Source organism: Methanosarcina flavescens (assembly GCF_001304615.2).
GTDB lineage: Archaea > Halobacteriota > Methanosarcinia > Methanosarcinales > Methanosarcinaceae > Methanosarcina > Methanosarcina flavescens.
Window position 1 is genome coordinate 1,886,891 of sequence record NZ_CP032683.1, and the last position, 19,185, is coordinate 1,906,075.

Annotated in this window: 18 protein-coding genes; 11 read left to right on the forward strand and 7 right to left on the reverse strand. The window is 41.5% G+C overall.

The genetic code is table 11. The features are described 5' to 3' along the window. The first annotated feature begins 6 nt into the window (after positions 1 to 6). The 8 genes from AOB57_RS08380 to AOB57_RS08415 all read left to right on the forward strand — a co-directional run bounded on the left by AOB57_RS08380 (position 7) and on the right by AOB57_RS08415 (position 7,873). Positions 7 to 1,281 (forward strand): GntP family permease, encoded by a 1,275-nt coding sequence (locus tag AOB57_RS08380; protein WP_394339689.1) that lies wholly within the window; start codon positions 7 to 9, stop codon positions 1,279 to 1,281. A gap of 215 nt (positions 1,282 to 1,496) precedes the next feature. Further along, positions 1,497 to 1,958, forward strand: coding sequence for a metal-dependent transcriptional regulator (locus AOB57_RS08385; RefSeq protein ID WP_054298992.1), 462 nt, complete (start codon positions 1,497 to 1,499; stop codon positions 1,956 to 1,958). Positions 1,959 to 2,214: 256 nt separating this feature from the next. Then, a complete protein-coding gene (locus AOB57_RS08390; protein WP_054298991.1) occupies positions 2,215 to 3,201 on the forward strand; it encodes a metal ABC transporter solute-binding protein, Zn/Mn family in 987 nt (328 codons plus the stop codon). A gap of 88 nt (positions 3,202 to 3,289) precedes the next feature. Continuing rightward, complete coding sequence (locus AOB57_RS08395; RefSeq protein WP_054298990.1) at positions 3,290 to 4,054, forward strand: metal ABC transporter ATP-binding protein; 765 nt, start codon at positions 3,290 to 3,292, stop codon at positions 4,052 to 4,054. Positions 4,055 to 4,090: 36 nt separating this feature from the next. Continuing rightward, positions 4,091 to 4,927 (forward strand): metal ABC transporter permease, encoded by an 837-nt coding sequence (locus tag AOB57_RS08400; protein ID WP_054299038.1) that lies wholly within the window; start codon positions 4,091 to 4,093, stop codon positions 4,925 to 4,927. 403 nt (positions 4,928 to 5,330) lie between these two features. After that, positions 5,331 to 5,786 carry a hypothetical protein gene (locus tag AOB57_RS08405; protein WP_054298989.1) on the forward strand — a complete coding sequence of 152 codons (456 nt, stop codon included), beginning with the start codon at positions 5,331 to 5,333 and terminating at the stop codon, positions 5,784 to 5,786. Positions 5,787 to 6,923: 1,137 nt separating this feature from the next. Then, positions 6,924 to 7,379, forward strand: a complete 456-nt coding sequence (locus AOB57_RS08410) for a hypothetical protein (RefSeq protein WP_054298988.1) — start codon at positions 6,924 to 6,926, stop codon at positions 7,377 to 7,379. Beyond that, the gene (locus AOB57_RS08415; RefSeq protein WP_264371744.1) at positions 7,379 to 7,873 is read left to right on the forward strand and encodes a nuclease-related domain-containing protein; all 495 of its coding nucleotides are present in this window, start codon (positions 7,379 to 7,381) and stop codon (positions 7,871 to 7,873) included. Before AOB57_RS08410 ends, AOB57_RS08415 begins: the two co-directional genes overlap by 1 nt. Before the next feature lie 75 nt (positions 7,874 to 7,948). On the opposite strand, the gene porB is transcribed toward AOB57_RS08415, so the two are convergent. The 7 genes from porB to AOB57_RS08445 form a co-directional block, all read right to left on the reverse strand. Next, a complete protein-coding gene (gene porB / locus AOB57_RS08420; RefSeq protein ID WP_054298986.1) occupies positions 7,949 to 8,839 on the reverse strand; it encodes a pyruvate synthase subunit PorB in 891 nt (296 codons plus the stop codon). Beyond that, positions 8,836 to 10,044: a pyruvate synthase subunit PorA gene (gene porA / locus AOB57_RS08425; RefSeq protein WP_054298985.1), complete on the reverse strand. Its 1,209-nt coding sequence runs from the start codon at positions 10,042 to 10,044 to the stop codon at positions 8,836 to 8,838. The genes porB and porA overlap by 4 nt, the downstream gene beginning before the upstream one ends. Further along, on the reverse strand, positions 10,044 to 10,379 hold the full coding sequence (gene porD, locus AOB57_RS08430) for a pyruvate synthase subunit PorD (protein ID WP_054298984.1): 336 nt from the start codon (positions 10,377 to 10,379) through the stop codon (positions 10,044 to 10,046). Before porD ends, porA begins: the two co-directional genes overlap by 1 nt. Further along, a complete protein-coding gene (locus tag AOB57_RS08435) occupies positions 10,376 to 10,924 on the reverse strand; it encodes a pyruvate ferredoxin oxidoreductase subunit gamma (RefSeq protein ID WP_054298983.1) in 549 nt (182 codons plus the stop codon). The genes porD and AOB57_RS08435 overlap by 4 nt, the downstream gene beginning before the upstream one ends. A 725-nt stretch (positions 10,925 to 11,649) precedes the next feature. Then, entirely contained in the window at positions 11,650 to 11,949 is a 300-nt protein-coding gene (locus AOB57_RS14540; RefSeq protein ID WP_264371688.1) for a tRNA-dihydrouridine synthase, read from the reverse strand. After that, positions 11,895 to 12,143 (reverse strand): tRNA-dihydrouridine synthase, encoded by a 249-nt coding sequence (locus tag AOB57_RS14545; protein WP_226999447.1) that lies wholly within the window; start codon positions 12,141 to 12,143, stop codon positions 11,895 to 11,897. Before AOB57_RS14545 ends, AOB57_RS14540 begins: the two co-directional genes overlap by 55 nt. Before the next feature lie 449 nt (positions 12,144 to 12,592). Further along, positions 12,593 to 13,150 (reverse strand): signal peptidase I, encoded by a 558-nt coding sequence (locus AOB57_RS08445; RefSeq protein ID WP_054298982.1) that lies wholly within the window; start codon positions 13,148 to 13,150, stop codon positions 12,593 to 12,595. An 852-nt stretch (positions 13,151 to 14,002) separates the two neighbouring features. On the opposite strand from AOB57_RS08445, the gene AOB57_RS08450 reads away from it, so the two are divergent. The 3 genes from AOB57_RS08450 to prf1 all read left to right on the forward strand — a co-directional run bounded on the left by AOB57_RS08450 (position 14,003) and on the right by prf1 (position 19,048). Then, a complete protein-coding gene (locus AOB57_RS08450; protein ID WP_054298981.1) occupies positions 14,003 to 15,928 on the forward strand; it encodes a DNA-directed DNA polymerase II small subunit in 1,926 nt (641 codons plus the stop codon). 152 nt (positions 15,929 to 16,080) lie between these two features. Continuing rightward, a complete protein-coding gene (gene twy1 / locus AOB57_RS08455) occupies positions 16,081 to 17,109 on the forward strand; it encodes a 4-demethylwyosine synthase TYW1 (RefSeq protein WP_226999448.1) in 1,029 nt (342 codons plus the stop codon). Positions 17,110 to 17,800: 691 nt separating this feature from the next. Continuing rightward, positions 17,801 to 19,048 carry a peptide chain release factor aRF-1 gene (prf1, locus tag AOB57_RS08460; protein WP_054298979.1) on the forward strand — a complete coding sequence of 416 codons (1,248 nt, stop codon included), beginning with the start codon at positions 17,801 to 17,803 and terminating at the stop codon, positions 19,046 to 19,048. Positions 19,049 to 19,185: the final 137 nt, after the last annotated feature.

A 19,185-nucleotide genomic window follows, 5' to 3' on the forward strand; every position in this document is an offset into this window, starting at 1 on the left:
TTAATTTTGCTTCTTACAGCTAGACTCAGGTTGCACCCTTTTCTTAGCCTTATTCTTGTATCCGTGTTTACGGGCATTCTTGCAGGAGAACCCCTGGGTACGGTTGAAGCGATAACCAAAGGGTTAGGCAGTGTTTTTTCCCGTTTTGCTATCATTATTACATGTGGAAGTGTCATCGGACTTCTGCTACAGAGCACGGGAGGAATGTCCTTAATAGCCTCTGATATTATACGTTTTTCCAGAAATCCTCTACTTGCCCTGAATCTCCTTGGTTTTCTTCTTTCTGTGCCCCTGATGTGTTACATTCTTGCCTATGTTATCTTTATTCCAATAGCTAAAGAGTTGGCTGCCAGACTTGATAACCCCTCTATTTCCACTGCAACTGCACTTGCACTTGGGGCTGTTGCTTCGTTTAACCTGGTCTATCCATCACCTGTAGTAATTTCGGCAGCAGGGGAACTCTCAGCTAGAATTGACAGGCTTTTTATTCTGGGGTTTCTTGTCGCAGTTCCGGTTTCCATTACAGGTTACCTTTATGCCAGATGGCTGGGAGAAACTGAACTCAGAAGCATTTCTAATAAAGTAAATGAAAAAAGAGCTGAAATTCGGAGGAAAAATATAGAAGTTTATAAGAGTACTGCCGAAAAACCCCGAAGGCTTGAGGCTTACTCTCCTATCTTTTTCCCTTTAATCTTTATTTTCTTTAAGACAGGTTTTGAACATTCGTACCCTATGCTTGCGTTTCTAGGAGATCCGAATATTGCGTTTCTTACAGGAGTTATCCTCTCCATCTTTTCCGGTAGGAGGCTCGGATCTTCCGTGCTCAGAGAACTGATAGAGAAGGCTGTGAGGAGAAGTGGAGTTGTCCTCCTCGATCTCTGCGGAGGGGGAGCACTCGGAGCAACTCTTGCTATAACAGGGGCAGGGGAAGCCTTGGGCCAGCTTTTTCTGCAATTTAGCCTTCCTCATATCCTTATACCTTTCCTTGTTGCCGCAGCCCTTCAAACTGTACAGGGATCGAGGGTTGTGACCATGCTTATTGCTCCTTCCCTTATACTACCTTTGGCTCCTCAACTTGGACTTCCTCCGGAAATCCTTATTCTCTCAATGGCTTCCGGCACTTTTGTGGTTTCCCATGTCAATGACCCCTTCTTCTGGATTTTCGGAGAACTTGCAGATCTGGAACCCTCAGAAGTTTTCAGGTCAAACACTTTTGGGAATGCTCTTATGGGTATTGCGAGCTTCCTACTGGTATCTGCTACTTATTTCCTATTTTATTAAAAATTCTATCCTAAGAATTTTTCCACCAGGACTTCCTTCACTAAGAGTTCTTTCAGTAAGAAAAAAAATTTTACTGAACATTTCCTTTTACTCCAGGTTTGAAGCTCGACTCTTTCTGTATTTTCATATCCTTTCTACTTTTGCTAAAGCACAACTATAAGTTCATAATTTGGCGTGTGGCAAACAATAAATACCGGTTTTTTGTATTTCTTTATATGAATGAGCAAAGCTACCCTGAATTTACAGGTCTTGAACTCTCCCCGAGAAAGGTAGATTATCTTAAGTTCATTCTTGAAAAAGGAGGCACTGTAAAAACTACAGAAATATCCTCTGGTCTGCAGGTTGACCCTTCAACTACAAGCAAAACCTTAAACGAACTTGCAAGTGCAGGCTACCTGAATCACGTCCCCTACAGGGGTGTAGACCTGACTGAACTAGGAAAGGCATATACTCGATTTCTTATCCGAAGACACAGGATTCTCAGTCTTCTTTTAACCCACTACGGGCTTTCTTCGGAGGAAGCATGTGATGAAGTCTCACGCTTTGAAGCTTTTGTCTCCAGGGATGCTGTAAATAAAATCTGTAACTCGATGGGTCATCCGATGTTTGGAGTATGCGGAGAAATAAGTCATGAAAAGTGCCTGCATGAAGAAAATCATCATTCGGTGCCGAAATAAATGAAGTGATAGATGAAATACTAATACGAAATAAAACCCTATTAATAAATTTTGAGATAAATTTGGGCTTGTACCAAAAAAGTTTCCTGATAACTCAAAAGTTTGGGGTATATCCAAATTTGAATATTACAGACTCTGGGTGTAATAATAAATTCTGGATATTCTAGGTTTATTCTTCCTGATGTAGGTCTTATTTTATCCAGAAGTAAGTTAATTAGCCAAAAAAAGTGAAAATGAAGAAAGCGTGATCTCAAGCATGAATCTGAAAATTCTACCTTTATTGATGCTATTGACTGTAGGTTTGAGCATTTTTGCCAGCGGTTGCATGAGTCCAGGCGATTCCCAGATAAATGGAAGTACAGGACAGACAGTAGAAAAAGCAGAGCCGGGTGAGCCTATAATTGTAGCTGTAAGTGTACTTCCTCAGGTCGAATTTGTAGAAAAAGTGGGCGGAGGTAAAGTAAAAACCATTGTCATTATTCCTCCGGGAGCAGATCCTCACACTTATGAGCCTTCTCCAAGAGAACTGAGGGAAGTGAGCGAAGCTCGCATGTATGTAACGGTCGGAACTGGAATGCCCTTTGAGGAAGTCTGGATTGAGAGGTTTGAAAGCACCAACAGTGAGACTCTTATCGTAAACTCTTCTAGTGGAATTGAGCTGAAGGAGCTTGCTGCCCATGGTGAAGAAGAGGCAAAAGGAAGATCTCCAGGCGAGCCTGAAGAGCACGCGAACGAATCTGTGGCTGATGCTCACAAAGAGCTTGATCCCCATATCTGGACGTCTCCTGCAAATGCAAAAATAATGGTTGAAAATATTTATGAGGGGCTTGTGATAATCGACCCTGAGAACAAAGAATACTATGCCCAGAACAGGGATGCTTACCTTAAGGAACTTGATGCCTTGGATACAAGAATCCGGGAAAAACTCGAGGGAAAAAAGGAAAGGAATTTCATGGTTTTTCATCCATCCTGGGGATATTTTGCAGCAGAGTACGGGCTTACAATGATTACTATCGAAACTGAGGGTAAAGAACCGAGTGCTCAGAATCTGGCGAAAATTATTGATTTTGCAAAAGAAAAACGGGTTAGGGTGATCTTTGTCCAGCCTCAATTCAGCACACGGAGTGCGCAGGCTGTAGCCGAAGAGATAGGTGGTGAGGTTATAGCTGTAGACCCGCTTGCAAAGGATTACATTACAAACATGGACAGTGTATCCGATGTTTTTGCCAGAAACCTTGTGTGAAGGCGATGAAGTCTGCATTCGAGTTTCACAGCTAAATACCAGAAGAACATAATCCAATTATATAAAAACGACACCGGAAGGGAAGGCGATGGAGAAGGTCATAGAACTGAAGGATGTCTGGGTTCGCTACGGAAATCAGACAATTCTTGAGGGAATAAATCTGGAGCTTAAAGAGCCCAACGGATTGCTTGGAATAATCGGACCCAATGGGGGAGGAAAGACCACATTTCTCAAAGTGCTCCTGGGGCTCTTGAAGCCTTACAAGGGCAGTGTGAAGCTCTTTGGGAAACCTCCCGAGAAAAGCAGGGAGCTTGTAGGCTATGTCCCTCAATACAAAGGGTTTGACTTTGATTTTCCAATTAGCGTCTGGGAAGTTGTGCTTACGGGCAGGATGAGCCATACGGGTTTTCTGAAAAAGTATAGGGAAGAGGACAGAAAAGCTGCTGAAGATGCCCTGAAGACGGTAGAGATGTTCCAGTACAGAGACAGGCAGATCGGGCAACTCTCTGGCGGGCAGCGGCAAAGGGTCTTCATTGCACGGGCTCTTGCTACAAACCCTAAACTCCTGCTTCTGGACGAACCCAATTCTGGGCTTGACCCTCATATGCAGGATGAACTTTACCGCCTGCTGGATAGGCTCAAGCATAAGATGGCTATTATCATGGTTACTCACGATCTGAGTGCTGTTTCGATTTATGTTGATAAAATAGCTTGCTTAAACCGCAAACTCCATTACCATAACTCCAGGGAAATCCCGGTTGAAGACCTGGAAGCCACCTACCAGTGCCCCGTCGAACTAATTGCTCATGGTATGCCTCACAGGGTGCTGAGTAACCATGAGGGAAATCCCTGAAGACCAAGTTGGTTGAAAAACGAGGGAGAAACAAAGATGTTTGAGCTTCTGCAATACAGTTTTATCCAGAATGCCCTTGCAGCTGCAGTTCTTGCAAGCATAGCCTGTGGGATTATTGGGGTCTACGTTGTCGTCAAAAAAATAGTCTTCATTAGTGGTGGAATAGCCCATGCTTCCTTTGGGGGCATCGGGCTGGGTTATTATCTTGGAGTCAACCCCATGTACGGGGTTCTTCCCTTCAGTCTGATTTCGGCTCTTATAATGGGAACCGTAAGCAAGAGGTCTAAAATTCCGGAAGACAGCGCTATAGGCATACTCTGGTCGCTTGGAATGGCGCTTGGGATAATTTTTGTCTACCTGACCCCAGGCTATGCCCCTGATCTTATGACCTACCTTTTTGGAAACATTTTGACAGTACCTCGCTTTGACCTTTACTTTATGCTGGCTCTTGATATCCTGATAGCATGTGCAGTTTACCTGTTTTATAAGGAGTTCCTTGCCCTCTCTTTTGATGAAGAATTCACAACTGTGCAGGGCCTTCCTACAGAAAAGCTTTACCTTTTCCTGCTCTGTATTATTGCCTTGACAATCGTAGTTCTTATTAAAGTCGTAGGAATTATTCTTGTGATCGCCCTTCTTACCATTCCTGCTACCCTTAGTCGGAAATTCACTCATAACTTGAAGCAAATGATGCTGATTTCCATAGTCTTCGGAACTGTGATCAGCGTCACTGGAATAGGCCTTTCGTATGCTCTGGATGTCCCATCTGGTGCAACGATTATTCTTGTACTGAGTCTTGTATACGGACTTACAGCTTTCGGGATGGAGTTACTTGAGAATAGAAGAAGCTCCGGGGATTTAGAGAAATCCTGAGCCTATGTTCGATATATGATGTGGAAATTTTAGCGAAATCGAGAACTAATTCTCTCGTAATTATATTTATGGCGTCTTATTAAGACAAAATTTTATATATAGTGAGATATAAGAGCCTAATCGTTTAATAGATTTTATTTTATAGAATCCCAGGACTAAATCTCTCAGCTGGATTCGAAAAGAAAAACGGAATCTGAAGCATCTAACCCATGTGCGTAAAACCGCTTCGAGTGGGGGAGCGACGGATACGCTGGCAAGTTAACATACTGGATTTATCTGGAGCCACCCTATGCAGATCCAGTAAATGTATCTAAAAGCCACCCCAAACAAGTGACTGAACCCGTTATTAAGACGGAACCACCAGACTATTTATTGAAACAGAATGCCACATCAGGGTGATAAAATGGATCGTGATACAACCCGGGATCAAGATATAGAAGAAAAAGAATCTTTTGACGGAAAATACCTCGGCCTTCCGGATATCCCCCTTCCGGAAACTGATAATGTGCTATATTCAATCCTTAACTCCTTAAACCAGAATATTGCAGATTTTCACACTTTTGTGAAATTTAACCCCTATCTGTCTGAGGATCACCTGAACGTTGAACTGCTTAAAAGAAGCATGGGTATCCACAGGGACTTTACAGCCCTGTTCCTGCACACCAAAGAGGAAATGGTATTAACTTACCCTGAATTTATAGAAAAAATAGAAAAACAGTTGTTTAAGGGGAATGTAGGTACCAACTGCATAAAATATACTCAGAAATTATGTGTATCAATAAGCGACTATAAAATTGCCCTACACAGAGAAGGCTATCTGCCTGATCTGAGAAGACAGTTACCGTTAGTTGATCTGTAATTATCCGATAAAAGCCGGATATCGCCAGCTGATATGATTATCCGGTAAAAGCTGGATATCGTCAGCTGATATATGATCATACAGTAAAAGCCAGATCAGCTGATTATGATCATCCGATAAAAGCCGGATATCGTCAGCTGATATATGATCATCCAGCAACTTCCTTTTTTCTATAAGTTACTCTTTTATGATTTAGGAAGGTTTAAACTTACATATTTTAAAAATGTTGTAGAAGCTGTAAAAAGACCTGGGAATTTATTAGTCTTAACAACTAAAGGTGTTTTCAGGCCTGGTTTTTCTTACGTGGAAGGAAATTTTCTTTATTGTTTATTCCTAAACTTTTAATATATTTTACGGTACTTCCAAAACCTTATATTTAATTTTCAGTACATCCGTAAGTTTATATTACTCAAAGATATCTGGATTGCAAGGCATCTGTGAAAAAAACGGTGTCTTTGAAAAACGGTCTTTTTAAAAAACGGCATGCGAAAAACGGATTTATTAAAAAACGGTCTACGAAAAACGGTACAAAAAACGGCATTTAAAACAGATGCCTATTTATATTTGATACGAATCTATTCTTATTTATCCTAATCTTTACCATTTTTTTCTTATTTATCCTAATCTTTACCATTTTTTTCTTATTTGTCTTAATTTTTACCATTTTTTTCTTATTTGTCTTAATTTTTACCATTTTTTTCTTATTTGTCTTAATTTTTACCGTTCCTTTTCTAATTTATCTCAAAAATTTTTCTCATTCTCTGTTCTATATTTCTCACTTTGACGTTTAATGTACTTAAGTTTTAAATTTAGGTTTACCTTTAATCTGTATCTAGAGCGTCTCTATACAATATCTTATTGGCAATAAAATTACACAGGTTAATGTTTTTTGGCTTGAGATCTCACAGGACCATTTATTCAAGAAGTTCGGGTTTAAAAACATAATTTAAATATATAGACAGTCTACTTTTAGAGTATTCTCTACAGATACTTAACGGTGGAATTTAAATCGTTCAAGTCTTCGGGTATTCGGGCGCTGAGAAAAGTTTAATCGAAATTGCCAGAGAACTAGGTTTTCAGTTTAGATGCTTTGATGATATATCCAAAGAGGAAAAACATCTTAAAAACCAGTACAGGTTGAGATATTCGGCTGAATATGATAAAATTGAAACTGAAATAAGAGAACTAGAAGCCGAAATAGGTAATCTTGAAAGAGAGATAGAATCAAGGTCGTTCGAAATTAAGAACAATATTAGTCAGAGGATAGAAGATCTCGAGAGTGAGATATATGAGCTCGAGAATATCAGATTTAGCCTGAGTTCATTATTTTCGTACTTAAGAGCTAAATTAGCCTTATATAATAAGACAATCCTCATTCAGGATTTGAGGCTCAATCCTCAAAAAGAAATCAATAAATTGCTTCGAGAAGAATACTCTGAGTTCCAAAACTTGAATAACAGATATGCCTATTTAAAAAGTAACAAAAATGAAGAGATAAAAAGGCGGCTACAGCCTCTTTCTGAGAACCTTGAGAAGATAAACAAATCAAAAGTACCAATGAATATAAAGGTGCAATTGGAGAGCTTGAGGTAATCAAAAACCTTGAAAATTTATCTGAGAGTTATTTCTTACTTAACGATTTATTTCTGGAGCTTGATGAGTACATAACTTTTCAGGGCTCGAAACTAAAATCAGCCCAGATTGATCATCTGGTTGTGGGTCCAACTGGAGTCTATGTCATTGAGGTAAAGAACTGGAGTTATGAATATATCCAGAAAGTATTCAGAGAGAACTCCTATACACCTTACGATCAAATTCAAAGAAGCAGTTACCTTACTTACAGATATCTGAATAATCTTAAATACGGGAATATGCTTCAAAAAATTTACTTCCGATTTGCAAAAGGCGAGATAAAGGTAAGGTCAATAATAGCTGTCACTGGTGCAGACATTCCCTATATAAAAGAAAAACATACGGCTGTAGTGCGTTCAAACGAGTTAAGTGACTACATAAAAACAGGCTATCAAATTCTTTCTCCTGATGAAGCCCGCGAGATTGCCGAAAAACTAAGCTATCGAGTTCTATAATTCCTTAACTGAAAACGAAGAAAACGATGCCGATTTCAGAGTAAAAACAAAATTAAAAAAGCAGAACTTCAGTTTTCACTGAAGCCCGAAGTATTTTATGTTCCAGTCTGCCATCGCCTGAATTTTCTTTATTTCTTCGTCTCCGCCTTCCATGGTGAAGAGATGCTTGAACCTTTTCTGGGTCTTGAGGTACTCTTCAACCGGTCTTGGGTTCTTGACTTTTCTGACCTGTGTAATTTCCCCGTTTTCCATTTCGTACATAGGCCAGAGGCAGGTTTCGACTGCTAGTTTGGCGATTTCAAGGGTCTTTGAGGTGTCAAAGCCCCAGCCTGTTGTACAGGGGGCGTGCGCGTGGATGTAGGTCGGGCCAACGATTTCGGTAGCTTTCTTGACTTTACGCATCATGTCTCTCGGGAAACCTATCGAGGTTGTGGCTACATACGGGGAGCCGTGGGCTGCCATAATGGCAGCCATATCTTTTTTGGGGCGTGGGTTACCAAAGGAAACTTTTCCTGCCGGACTTGTTGTTGTGCTGGCATCATAGGGAGTCCCACTGCTGCGCTGAATCCCGGTGTTCATGTAGGCTTCGTTGTCCATACAGACATAGGTGAAGTCATGCCCTCGCTCAAAAGCGCCTGATAAGGCACCAATTCCGATGTCCATAGTCGAACCGTCGCCTCCAATTGCTACAATCTTGGTATTGTTCTTTCTTCCCAGGGCTTTTAACGCAGCTTCAATCCCAGAGGCAACTGCGCCTGCGTTTTCAAAGAGGGAGTGGATCCAGGGAACCTGCCAGGAAGAATTCGGGAAAGGTGTGGACATTACTTCAAGGCAGCCTGTAGGGTTAACTACAATGGTGTCAGGACCTGAGCCCATAAGTGTGAATTTCGCAGCAAAGGCATCACAGCAACCTGCGCAGCCGCTATGCCCTGAGCTGATGTATGTTTTTGGTGCGGTTTTGCTCATAGCAACTCCTCCTTAAGATCCAGGAACTGGCTTTCAACTGTAATCCCGGTCTTTGCAACTTTCTTGGTTTCTTCAATAATCTTTGCAATGCTTTCTGCGCGTATGTCCCGACCTCCGTGGCCGACTGTGTAACCAGTTAAGGGTACACGGACCTTGCTGTTATAGAGGCAGGACTTGGTTTCGGTAAAGAGGGCACCTTCATTTGTGCCTATGGAGATATTTTTATCAAGTACGACAACAGCATGTGCGTTCTTAACGGCTTCTCTAATCTGCTCCTTGGGGAAAGGTCTGAAGGATCTTACCTTTAAGACGCCGATCTTTTCTCCTCTTGCCCTGTATTCATCAACAACGTCCTTAACAGTCCCGAGAATAGAACCCATAGACATGACGATAATCTCAGCATCATCAAGCATGTATTCGTCAATAAGTCCTCCGTGGAATCTGCCAAAGACTTCCTCGAACTCCTTGGCCACAGCCTCGATTTTCGGAAGAGCTTTCTGCATTGCCTGTTCCTGAAGATACCTGAACTCTTCATAAGTATCCGGGGTTGCAAAGGCTCCGAAGGTCTTGGGGTCTTCAGGGTCAAGAATATTTTCAGGCTGGAAAGCAGGAAGGAAATCATCGGTCAATTCCTGTTCGAGCAGGACAACAGGTTCGTAAACATGAGACAGGATAAAGCCGTCCATGCAGACCATGCCTGGAAGCATGATATCATTGTCTTCTGCGATCTTGTAAAGCTGGGGCAGGGTGTCAGACGCTTCCTGAACATCTTCTACATAGAGTTGCATCCAGCCTGTGTCCCTCTGGGCAATCGCATCCTGGTGGTCGTTCCAGATATTGATCGGTGCGCCTACTGCCCTGTTAGCCACAGTCATTACAATGGGTAGCCTCATTCCCGAGGCATTAAAAAGCACTTCGTGCATAAGCAGAAGTCCCTGGGAAGTTGTGGCTGAATATGTTCTTGCGCCGACTGCCGATGCACCTATAAGGGCAGAGATTGCCGAGAACTCAGATTCCACATTAATGTACTCACAGTTGGGAATTTCCCCATCTGCTATGAACTGAGCCAGGTTTTCAACAATATGAGTCTGGGGAGTAATCGGATAAGCTGAGATTACGTTTGGACGGCAGATTTTTGCAGAATGAGCCACAGCATAGGAACCTTCCACAACCACCATTTTTTTCTTGTAAGCTGGGTCAATCATTATTTCTCCTCCAGTATCATTTCAATTGCATCCGCAGGACACTCATTTGCACAGATGCCGCAACCCTTGCAATAATCATAATCGTATTCAAAAAAGCCGTCTTCCCTGGGTTTGACAGACATATCAGGGCAGACAATCTCACAGATTCCGCACTTGGTGCATTTTTCATAAATATAAACAGGACGGAAATTTCTCCAGCCACCGGTTTTGTTTTTAAGGGTTGAACCAGGCTTACAGACTCTGCAGCGTGTAATGTTTAAACCCGTTTCTTCTTTTTCCTCGGTTTTCAGAACTTCAGGACGTATTTTACGATCTTGCTCAGATCCGTTACTCATGCTTCTTCCCCCCTGATAAGCTTATAGGCCTTCTGAATGGCGTTTGCATTCTTTTCTCCAACTCTTCCAGGAAAACGAGCCTTTATTGCATGCTGGATAGATTCAACATTGATCTCACCTGTTGCACCCGCAAAAGCACCGAGGAGGACGGTGTTCACAATGGGGACACCTATAATGTCCATTGCCACCTTTGTGGCATCCACGGTCATGACCCTGGCTTTTGTATTGAGTTTCAGGCTTTCCGGCGCTTCGGTTGTGTTAATAATAATTATCCCATCATCTTTTATCCCGCTTGCAACGTCAACAGTCTCAAGCAGAGTTGCATCCTGGACAATAACATAATCAGGAGTATAAATCTGGCTTCGAAGCCTGATAGGGTTATCGCTAATCCTCGTGAATGCCTGCACCGGGGCACCTCTACGCTCTACCCCAAAAGCGGGGAAGGCCTGGCTGAACTTTCCATCTTCAAAAGCTGCAACGGAAAGCAGTTCAGCCGCGGTAACAGAACCCTGGCCTCCTCGACCGTGTATTCTGATTTCCTTCATCTGGATTCTCCTTTTTAATGCGGTTTTATCTATCGTTTTTCTAATGTTTTTCTGTATTTTTGCTGTTCTCGGCAGTCTGTTTGGCAAGTCTTAATTAGCTGTATAGCACACTGCTAGTAATTGAATATTAATCGAGTTAACCTAATATTATTCAATTTATTAACCTGTCAGACACTACAGATAGTATATGCATCTGTTTCTTTCCTCAGGCACTCGCACTAATACTGTAATATACTGTTATAATAATGCACATGCAGGTTCAGGTATCAAAATCCTGGGTGGCAAATTGTTAACCTGCGTCTCCTTCATTAAGTTATAGTTAATATTGAAAGCATTTATTTTCAATTTTGAGTTCACGCCGTTTTGTGCCTGATAGTTCATGGATAATAATGTAGAATATTATTAGGTTTTCGGTGAAATGAAAGAAATTCTTTATATATATTTCTAATCTATAATTATTTTTTTAGCGTAGTATATTATTATTTTTCAGGTTAACCTGCTTCCTGTATTTGTTTTGTCGCATTATAACTGTAAACAAATATCCCTTTAAAAAATATGAGATATTTTATTATTTCGGCTGAGAGAGATCTTTTATTAGCCCAATTAACGCCTTTCCATCCTTCAGATTATTAACCTTTTCCCTGATCTGCCGCGAGCCGCGCAGCCCTTTTGTAAACAAGTGGGTATGCATTCTTACATTTGTGGATGAACAGAGATTATATTCTTCAAGTAAGGCAACATAGATCTTGAAATCCTCCAGTTTGTCGTACCTGCCTATCAACTTCCAGCTTTTCCCCGGTCTCCAGATAGTGCCTTATTCTTTTAAAAATAAAGAGATTTCCCATTGCTGCACGCCCGATCATAAGCCCGTCACAACCTGTAAAATCAAGTGCCGCTTCGGCAGATTCTTCATCCCTTATGTCACCGTTTGTAATAACTGGAATAGAAAGCTCATGTTTGACCGCTCTGATCAATGTAAGGTCCGAACTTCCGGAGTACATCTGCTCTGCCCTCCTGCCGTGCACTGTAAGAGCTGAAGCTCCAGCTTTTTCGATAAGGCGTGCAATTTCAAGGTTTTTCTCTTCCCAGTGTAGGTAAGGTCAGCTCCATTCTGCCTGCAGAGTAGCCTGAAAGCCAGATTTGTCACATCCGCCATAGGCGCAAGAAGAAGGTTCCCAGGAGTTTCGGTATTGCCGATTTTTAATTTATTGAGTTTCATTTTTCCGAAAGCTTTTAACTGTTTTTTGATCGTATTTCATTTGTTTTTCTAATTGTTACTTTCTAATTATTAGGTAGCTGTTTTTCAAGCTATTACTCTGACTGCTTTCTCATTCCCTTCCTTTATTTATCTGTTTTGGAATTGCTTCCTTCCCAGGGATTGAAATCCATATTTTTTCTGTAATTTATGAAATTTTATTGAAATTTATCAGAGTTCTTCGGCTTTTTCAGCTTTTCTTGATTTTGAGGCTTTGTTCTGACCTTTTGATACTCCATATAATTCATCAAAAGTTCTACTCTGATCTGGTAAAGCCCAAAAATCTGCATAAATTCTGACAAAATTCCTGCAACTGGTTAGCTTCAGAAAACAAAAACAGGATGCTGAACGGGCTGGTTAAGAAAATAGGCTAAGAAAGCTAAAAATAAGAGGTTGAGCAGCCATAAACCTGCTCATGAGAAGAAAAGCCTGACATATCCCACATAAGGGATCCTGTACTGTGCAGTACCTATAATCCACTCATCTTTTACAGGCATTTCGTAGCTTATCTGTCCTTCCTGGTCAAAGTGAGTATTGGTTATAACATTATCTCCTTTGGTAATATAGCCGGAATACGGAGCAATGGGACCGTTCTCCCACATAGGCTCTCCGGCATCCACTCTGTACATAGCTCTATGAATTATCGGGGTTACCCCTTCCTCTCCATATGGACGGTAAAGGATCACATCTCCATAATCCTCAAAAGACATATAGCCTGTATTTTTGCCTTCCTCATTCGTGATAATATCCACTCTATCGGCGCTTTTGATAAAAATAATGTCTCCTACCTGCATATGCGGTTCCATACTCCCCGACTCCACCGCAACCATAGGAGTCCAGAGTCCGAATGCCAGCTTGGAAAAGACCATGAAAATGATCAGGACAGCTACAACAGACAGCAAGTCCTTTCCAAGGGAAACCCAGGGGTTTTCCTGTTCCTGGACACTGTTTTCCTTATTAATCTCTCTCATAATCAGCCTTTATTCTTTTGATTTCATTCTTAGGGCGCTGCATTATAGTTCATTCGACTTTATGTTTAATCCGAATATTCGGTTGAAATTTATTTGATTGAACCTTGTAACCTCAGGGTCATAATAAGATCTTCAGGTATCTAATGCAGCTGCAGAACCATTTACAGTTCTACACTCTACTGTTCTGACTTATATAAAGTTAGTCAAAAATTAGTTACTGGATCTTCTCAGTAGATTTACTCAAGATTTGTTTTTATTGTATATTAATTTTCAATTAACTTTTCCATTATTCAATATTTACCGTTTATAATATTTTGTATTTCTGGCTCTGTAGAAAACCTACTTAATCGTCATTAATAGACTTAAAGTTCTCAGCAAAATTGAATCAGGCAATTCAGTTTTAATTTGTTAAGATTGGTTATTTCAGAGGATTTCTACAGAGCCGTATTTCTATATAAATAATAAACAGATTTATTCAATACACAGGAATCAGCATTCATTACATAACAGATAAGAATTGAGATCCATCTGCGACAAGTAAGAATTGAGATTCTTTCTACAGCAAGTAAGTATTGGAACCAGTTTTACATAAATCAGAACTGACATCTGTTCTGGAATAGACAGGGATTAATAAGTATAAGTATTCTACCGGAACATATAAAAGTTTCATAAGGTTCTTCTTTATAGTAATGAATTAAATTTATCATATTATTCTGCATCTTATTAGTTTTTATATGTTAAGCAGGCTTTTGCTTTAATCTCTTCAGTTCAAAAGTGAGACTGGCTCTCATGCCAGACCAGGAATGAGAGATCCGGAAAAATTCTAATAGTCAGAAAGGGCAGGTCGAAATTATGGAAAGAAGTAATATTATAAGGGCTGTTATGGAAAAAGCATATCAGATCAGCCCTGAAGCTGTAGAACTTATCTATTCCAGCGACACTCCCGAAGACCTGCTCGAATATGTCCTCTCAACTGTAAATGATTCTGTTATTGTCATAGGGATCGAAGATATAGATCTTCAAGGCTTTGCTGTTTCCAGAAAGGCTTCAAAACTGATTTACACAGGAAATAAAGAATGCCCTGATTTCGAAACTTCTTCAGAATTAGAACTTATTTCTCCTTCCGAGCCTGTTACCTTCCCAGATCCTGATTCTATTATTGTAAATCCTGATCCGGCTGTAGAATCATCTCAAAACCCTGTCTCTGATGCTATTTCAGTCCCAGATGTTATTCCAGGCTCGGTTCGGAATATGGATTATGAACCGGTTCCAGGTACTCCACCAGATACTTTTAAATCTGAGGAAGTACCGCCTTCTTATCTCGTTTCAAACTCCCCTTCTGCAGCAAAGACAGCACCTCCTATTTTTTCTTCTAGTTCATCCCAGGCTATAAACAGTTTAGCTTCTTCTTTTTTTGGGCAGGAGAACTCTCTTCCCTCTCCTTCAAATCGAATTTTCAGGGAAGAGCTATCTTCCTCCACTCCTGGCAGCGGGCTATTCTCCGACTCCAGAAATGAATACAAAAGTTACCCGGGCAGAAATCCCGTAACCGTAATTTCCGATATAACAGGGCACTCCACCTGCGTTGGAGAGTACATGCAGTTTGTGCAGTATTTCAGGGACAGATATAGCAGGCTTTCGGAGATTATCCGCGGAAGAATCAATGCACGTCCAATCGAAAGTTTAAAAAGACGAAATTTCCGCAGAGGAGGAGACAGAAATTCTGAAGAAATCTCGATCATAGGTATGGTTTCGGATATCAGTAATACAACCAATGGCCACAAAATTCTGTCTCTGGAGGACCCAACAGGTTCTTTTTCAGTTCTTATTCGAAATTCCGATAAGGAGCTATTTGAGCAGGCCTCAAGAGTTCTTCTTGATGAGGTCATAGGGGTAACGGGTTCGGTAACAAATGATGGAAGCCTTATGCTCGCTACAAAGCTAATACAACCCGATGTCCCGAATAATATTCAGCGCAGAACCGGAAGTCATGGAAAAGCTGTCCTGATTTCGGATGTGCATGTGGGCAGTTCCCAATTTCTGGAAGACGCCTGGCTGGATTTCCTGGACTTTCTGAAAGGAGAATCGGATTTAGAAAGTATGCGGGAGCTTGCAGCCAGTATCCGTTATGTTGTTGTTGCAGGAGACCTTGTTGATGGAATAGGGATCTATCCTGACCAGGAAATGGAACTGGACATCCTGAATGTCTATGAGCAGTATAGGAAAGCTGCCGATTATATCAGGGAAATTCCAGAACATATTCGCGTAATAATAAGTCCGGGCAACCACGATGCTGTTCGTCAGGCAGAACCTCAGCCCGCCCTGCCGGAAAGTATTCAGGCAGATTTCCCTGAGAATGTTATTTTTGTTGGCAATCCTGCGCTTGTGGAGCTTGACGGCGTTCAGATTCTTATTTATCACGGCAGGTCAATTGACGATCTTGTTGCGAGTATACCCGGAGTCTCGTATCAGGAACCTGCAGGTGCAGTTCTTGAGATGCTGAAGCGCAGGCACCTTGCTCCTACCTACGGAAGCCGGGTCTCCATATCCCCCGAGAAAAAGGATTATTTTATAATCGATCCTGTGCCTGATATCATCCATACAGGCCACGTTCACACCCTCGGAGTCCAGCGCTATAAAAATGTCCTTCTTGTCAATTCCGGAACTTGGCAGGACCAGACCGAATTCCAAAAGCGTGTAAATCTAGCGCCTGTGCCTGCAAGAGTCCCGATTGTGGATCTAGAAAATTTTGACGTAAAGATTCTTGCTTTTGACTGAGTTTAACTGAATTTAAACCAGACCGAATTCTTTGAACTGCTGGAAAGATACAAACAACCAAAGGTTATTGTTGGTTTATATGGGTTATTGAAGCTATCTGCAAAATTATTTTCCGATCCTTATATATACCACAAAGATTTAATATGCGGAAAGTGCCTATGGAAGAAAAAGAGAGAAATACTGGGGAAGATTTCCCGGAAGTTCAGGAGGAAAATGGTGGTGGAGAGTCTACTTCTCTTCCTTTTGATATCCCTGATTTTAAAACCCTCCTGAAAAAGCAGGGTTACGCTCTAGCAGGCCACCATTCGGCTGTAAAGACCTGCCTCTGGCTCAGACACGCTATGAACGGACAGGGTTCCTGTTATAAATCGAAGTTCTACGGAGTTCAGTCCCACCGCTGCCTTCAGATGACTCCAACGCTTATGTGCAACCAGCGTTGTCTTTTCTGCTGGCGACCAACTGAGGTTCCCGTTCCTGCACCTGAGGAGTGGGATTTACCTGAGAAGATAGTGGAAGAAAGCATTGCCAGCCAGCGTAAGTTGATCACTGGTTATGGTGGTTCTCCGAATGCACTTAAAGAACGCTGGCTTGAGGGCAATGAGCCGAACAATGTTGCGATTTCGCTGTCTGGAGAGCCTACCTTTTATCCTTATCTTCCGGAGCTTATTGAGGAGTACGAAAAAAGAGGCTTTACGACTTTTCTTGTAACAAACGGCACAGTTCCGAGTATGCTTGCAAAAATTTCCCCTTCCCAGCTCTATATGAGTCTCGATGCGCCGGATCTTGAGACCTACCTGAAGGTCTGCCAGCCCAGATCACCTGCGCTCTGGGAAGAGATCAATGAGTCTCTGTCCATAATGAAGCAGAAGAAATTAAGGACAGTCATCCGGACCACACTGGTTAAAGGTGAAAATATGTTCAAGCCTGAGGCTTATGCCAGGCTTATAGAAAAAGCCTCTCCTGACTTTGTGGAGATAAAAGCATACATGCATCTGGGTTTTTCAAGACTCAGGCTTGATCGCTCAGCAATGCCGACTCATGAGGAGGTTCTTGAATTTTCGAAGGAACTTGCAAAACATCTGAGATATGAGATCGCAGACGAATCCGAAATCAGCAGAGTAGTCCTGCTCTCAAAGGATGGGAAAAAGTCTCCTGTTAGAAAGCTTTCCTGCCCTGATTAATTCGTTCTTTAACTTACCTGAATCTCTTAATTGATAACCAGCAATTTATGAGGTCGGATACAGGAAGACTTTTATATGATCATGAATATATAAAATGAGTTAGGAGATAGAAACAAATATAAACTCTGGTTTCAATTAGCATATAATTCCGCCAGGGATTAATCCAATTTTATACTAATTAGATACAGTTTGAGTAAAATTATGTCTCACATCTAGTGATATCACAGAGCACGAAGCAGAACAGGCTTACGCAATCAGGAGCTGTTTTTTACCGGAACTTTGGAGTCTGGCTTTTCCGGAATGCGTACTGTTACTTTTCAGTTTTTCGTGTTCGAAGCGGTTTTTATATTTGGCTTTCGGTTGAGACGGGAACTCGCTGTGTGATTATCATTACAAGTTCTATGAAAACCTTGTTAAGCTAACCGAAAAGCTAAACGAATGACAAACTGAAAAATAAAATTTATCAAGATTCCTTATTAAAAGTTATAATTGATTCAACTTCAAGAAAACTGGAGTTTAAGCAGTTTAAGGCAATCCAATATTCAAGTTTAATCTGCCTTAAATTTATCAAGCTCAATCAAAAAGATATCTCAAATTAATAGTAAAATTAGATAGTAAATTCGATAATGGATTCAATCTCAAATTACCAGAATATCAGATTTTGTTACTATCTTCACGGGGAACTTTTAAAATGACTGAACAATCGGCACATGAGAAATATGAATTTAAAAAGAAGCTTGAAAGCCTGAGGAATAAGAAAGGAAGAAGCACAGAGTTAATTTCGCTTTATATCCCTCCTGACAAGCAGATTTTTGACGTTACAAACCAGTTGAAAGACGAACACGGGCAGGCTGCAAACATCAAATCCAAACTCACCAGAACGAACGTACAGGGAGCTATTGAATCTCTTCTCTCAAGGCTCAGATACCTGGACAAGGTGCCTGAAAACGGAATAGTGTATTTCACAGGAGCTGTGGATATAGGAGCCAACAAAACGAGCATGGAAAGTGAAGTAATCGTCCCTCCGGAGCCCATCACTGTTTATAAATATCACTGTGACTCAAGTTTCTATCTCGAGCCCCTAGAGGATATGCTCAAAGATAAGGGCACTTTCGGGCTACTGGTACTTGACCGCAGGGAAGCTACAGTAGGGCTTCTAGTAGGAAAACGAATCCAGGCTTTACGCAACCTAACTTCTACAGTTCCGGGCAAGCAAAGGAAAGGTGGTCAGAGTGCTCACCGTTTCCAGCAGCTCAGGCTCATTGCTATCCACGATTTCTACAAGAGGATAGGAGATGCTGCAAGTGAGATTTTCCTTGCGGTTGAGCCTAAAGATTTTAAAGGTATCCTGATAGGAGGGCCCTCCCCTACGAAAGAAGAATTCTACGCCGGAGAGTTCCTGCACCATGAACTTATGAAGAAGATCCTTGGACTCTTTGATACGGCTTATACGGATGAATCCGGGCTTTCGGAACTGGTCAATGCTGCCGGAGATAGACTTCAAGATCTTGAGCTCATTGGACAGAAGAATGCTGTCAGGGCTTTCTTCAAAGAACTTATTGCCGATTCAGGCAAAGTAGCTTATGGGGAAACTCAGGTCCGGGCAAACCTTGAGATTAATGCTGTGGATGTGCTTCTGCTTTCCGAGGATTTGCGGGCTGAAAGGGTAACCACCACCTGCAGTGTTTGTGGATATGAAAATAAGTGGACACGGCGCTGGAAGCCCGGAGAACCTGCTCCTACAGCAGGAAACTGTCCGAATTGTGGAGCTTCACTTGAAGTCATAGACGTTACTGATGTTGTGGATGAACTCTCAGCACTTGCTGACAAAAGCAATGCAAAAGTCGTTTTCGTATCTACGGACTTCGACGAAGGCTCACAGCTTATGAACGCTTTCGGTGGCATTGCTGCAATTCTCAGGTACAGTACTGGGGTATGATCTCCCCAGCCTCCTCCCAATACTTTTTATCCAATACTTTTTTAATTAAACCGTCCTTAGGTTATTGATCAAATTAGCAGGTTAAAATTAGCGAATTAAAATTGAAGCTAAAACTAGCAATTGAATTTTAAATTAAT

Coding starts and splice junctions, on each gene's coding strand:
- AOB57_RS08385 (WP_054298992.1), top strand. CDS start 1,497: ATGAATGAGCAAAGCTACCCTGAATTTACAGGTCTTGAACTCTCCCCG.
- AOB57_RS08390 (WP_054298991.1), top strand. CDS start 2,215: ATGAATCTGAAAATTCTACCTTTATTGATGCTATTGACTGTAGGTTTG.
- AOB57_RS08395 (WP_054298990.1), top strand. CDS start 3,290: ATGGAGAAGGTCATAGAACTGAAGGATGTCTGGGTTCGCTACGGAAAT.
- AOB57_RS08400 (WP_054299038.1), top strand. CDS start 4,091: ATGTTTGAGCTTCTGCAATACAGTTTTATCCAGAATGCCCTTGCAGCT.
- AOB57_RS08405 (WP_054298989.1), top strand. CDS start 5,331: ATGGATCGTGATACAACCCGGGATCAAGATATAGAAGAAAAAGAATCT.
- porB (WP_054298986.1), bottom strand. CDS start 8,839: ATGAGCAAAACCGCACCAAAAACATACATCAGCTCAGGGCATAGCGGC.
- porA (WP_054298985.1), bottom strand. CDS start 10,044: ATGATTGACCCAGCTTACAAGAAAAAAATGGTGGTTGTGGAAGGTTCC.
- porD (WP_054298984.1), bottom strand. CDS start 10,379: ATGAGTAACGGATCTGAGCAAGATCGTAAAATACGTCCTGAAGTTCTG.
- AOB57_RS08435 (WP_054298983.1), bottom strand. CDS start 10,924: ATGAAGGAAATCAGAATACACGGTCGAGGAGGCCAGGGTTCTGTTACC.
- AOB57_RS14545 (WP_226999447.1), bottom strand. CDS start 12,143: ATGAAACTCAATAAATTAAAAATCGGCAATACCGAAACTCCTGGGAAC.
- AOB57_RS08445 (WP_054298982.1), bottom strand. CDS start 13,150: ATGAGAGAGATTAATAAGGAAAACAGTGTCCAGGAACAGGAAAACCCC.
- AOB57_RS08450 (WP_054298981.1), top strand. CDS start 14,003: ATGGAAAGAAGTAATATTATAAGGGCTGTTATGGAAAAAGCATATCAG.
- prf1 (WP_054298979.1), top strand. CDS start 17,801: ATGACTGAACAATCGGCACATGAGAAATATGAATTTAAAAAGAAGCTT.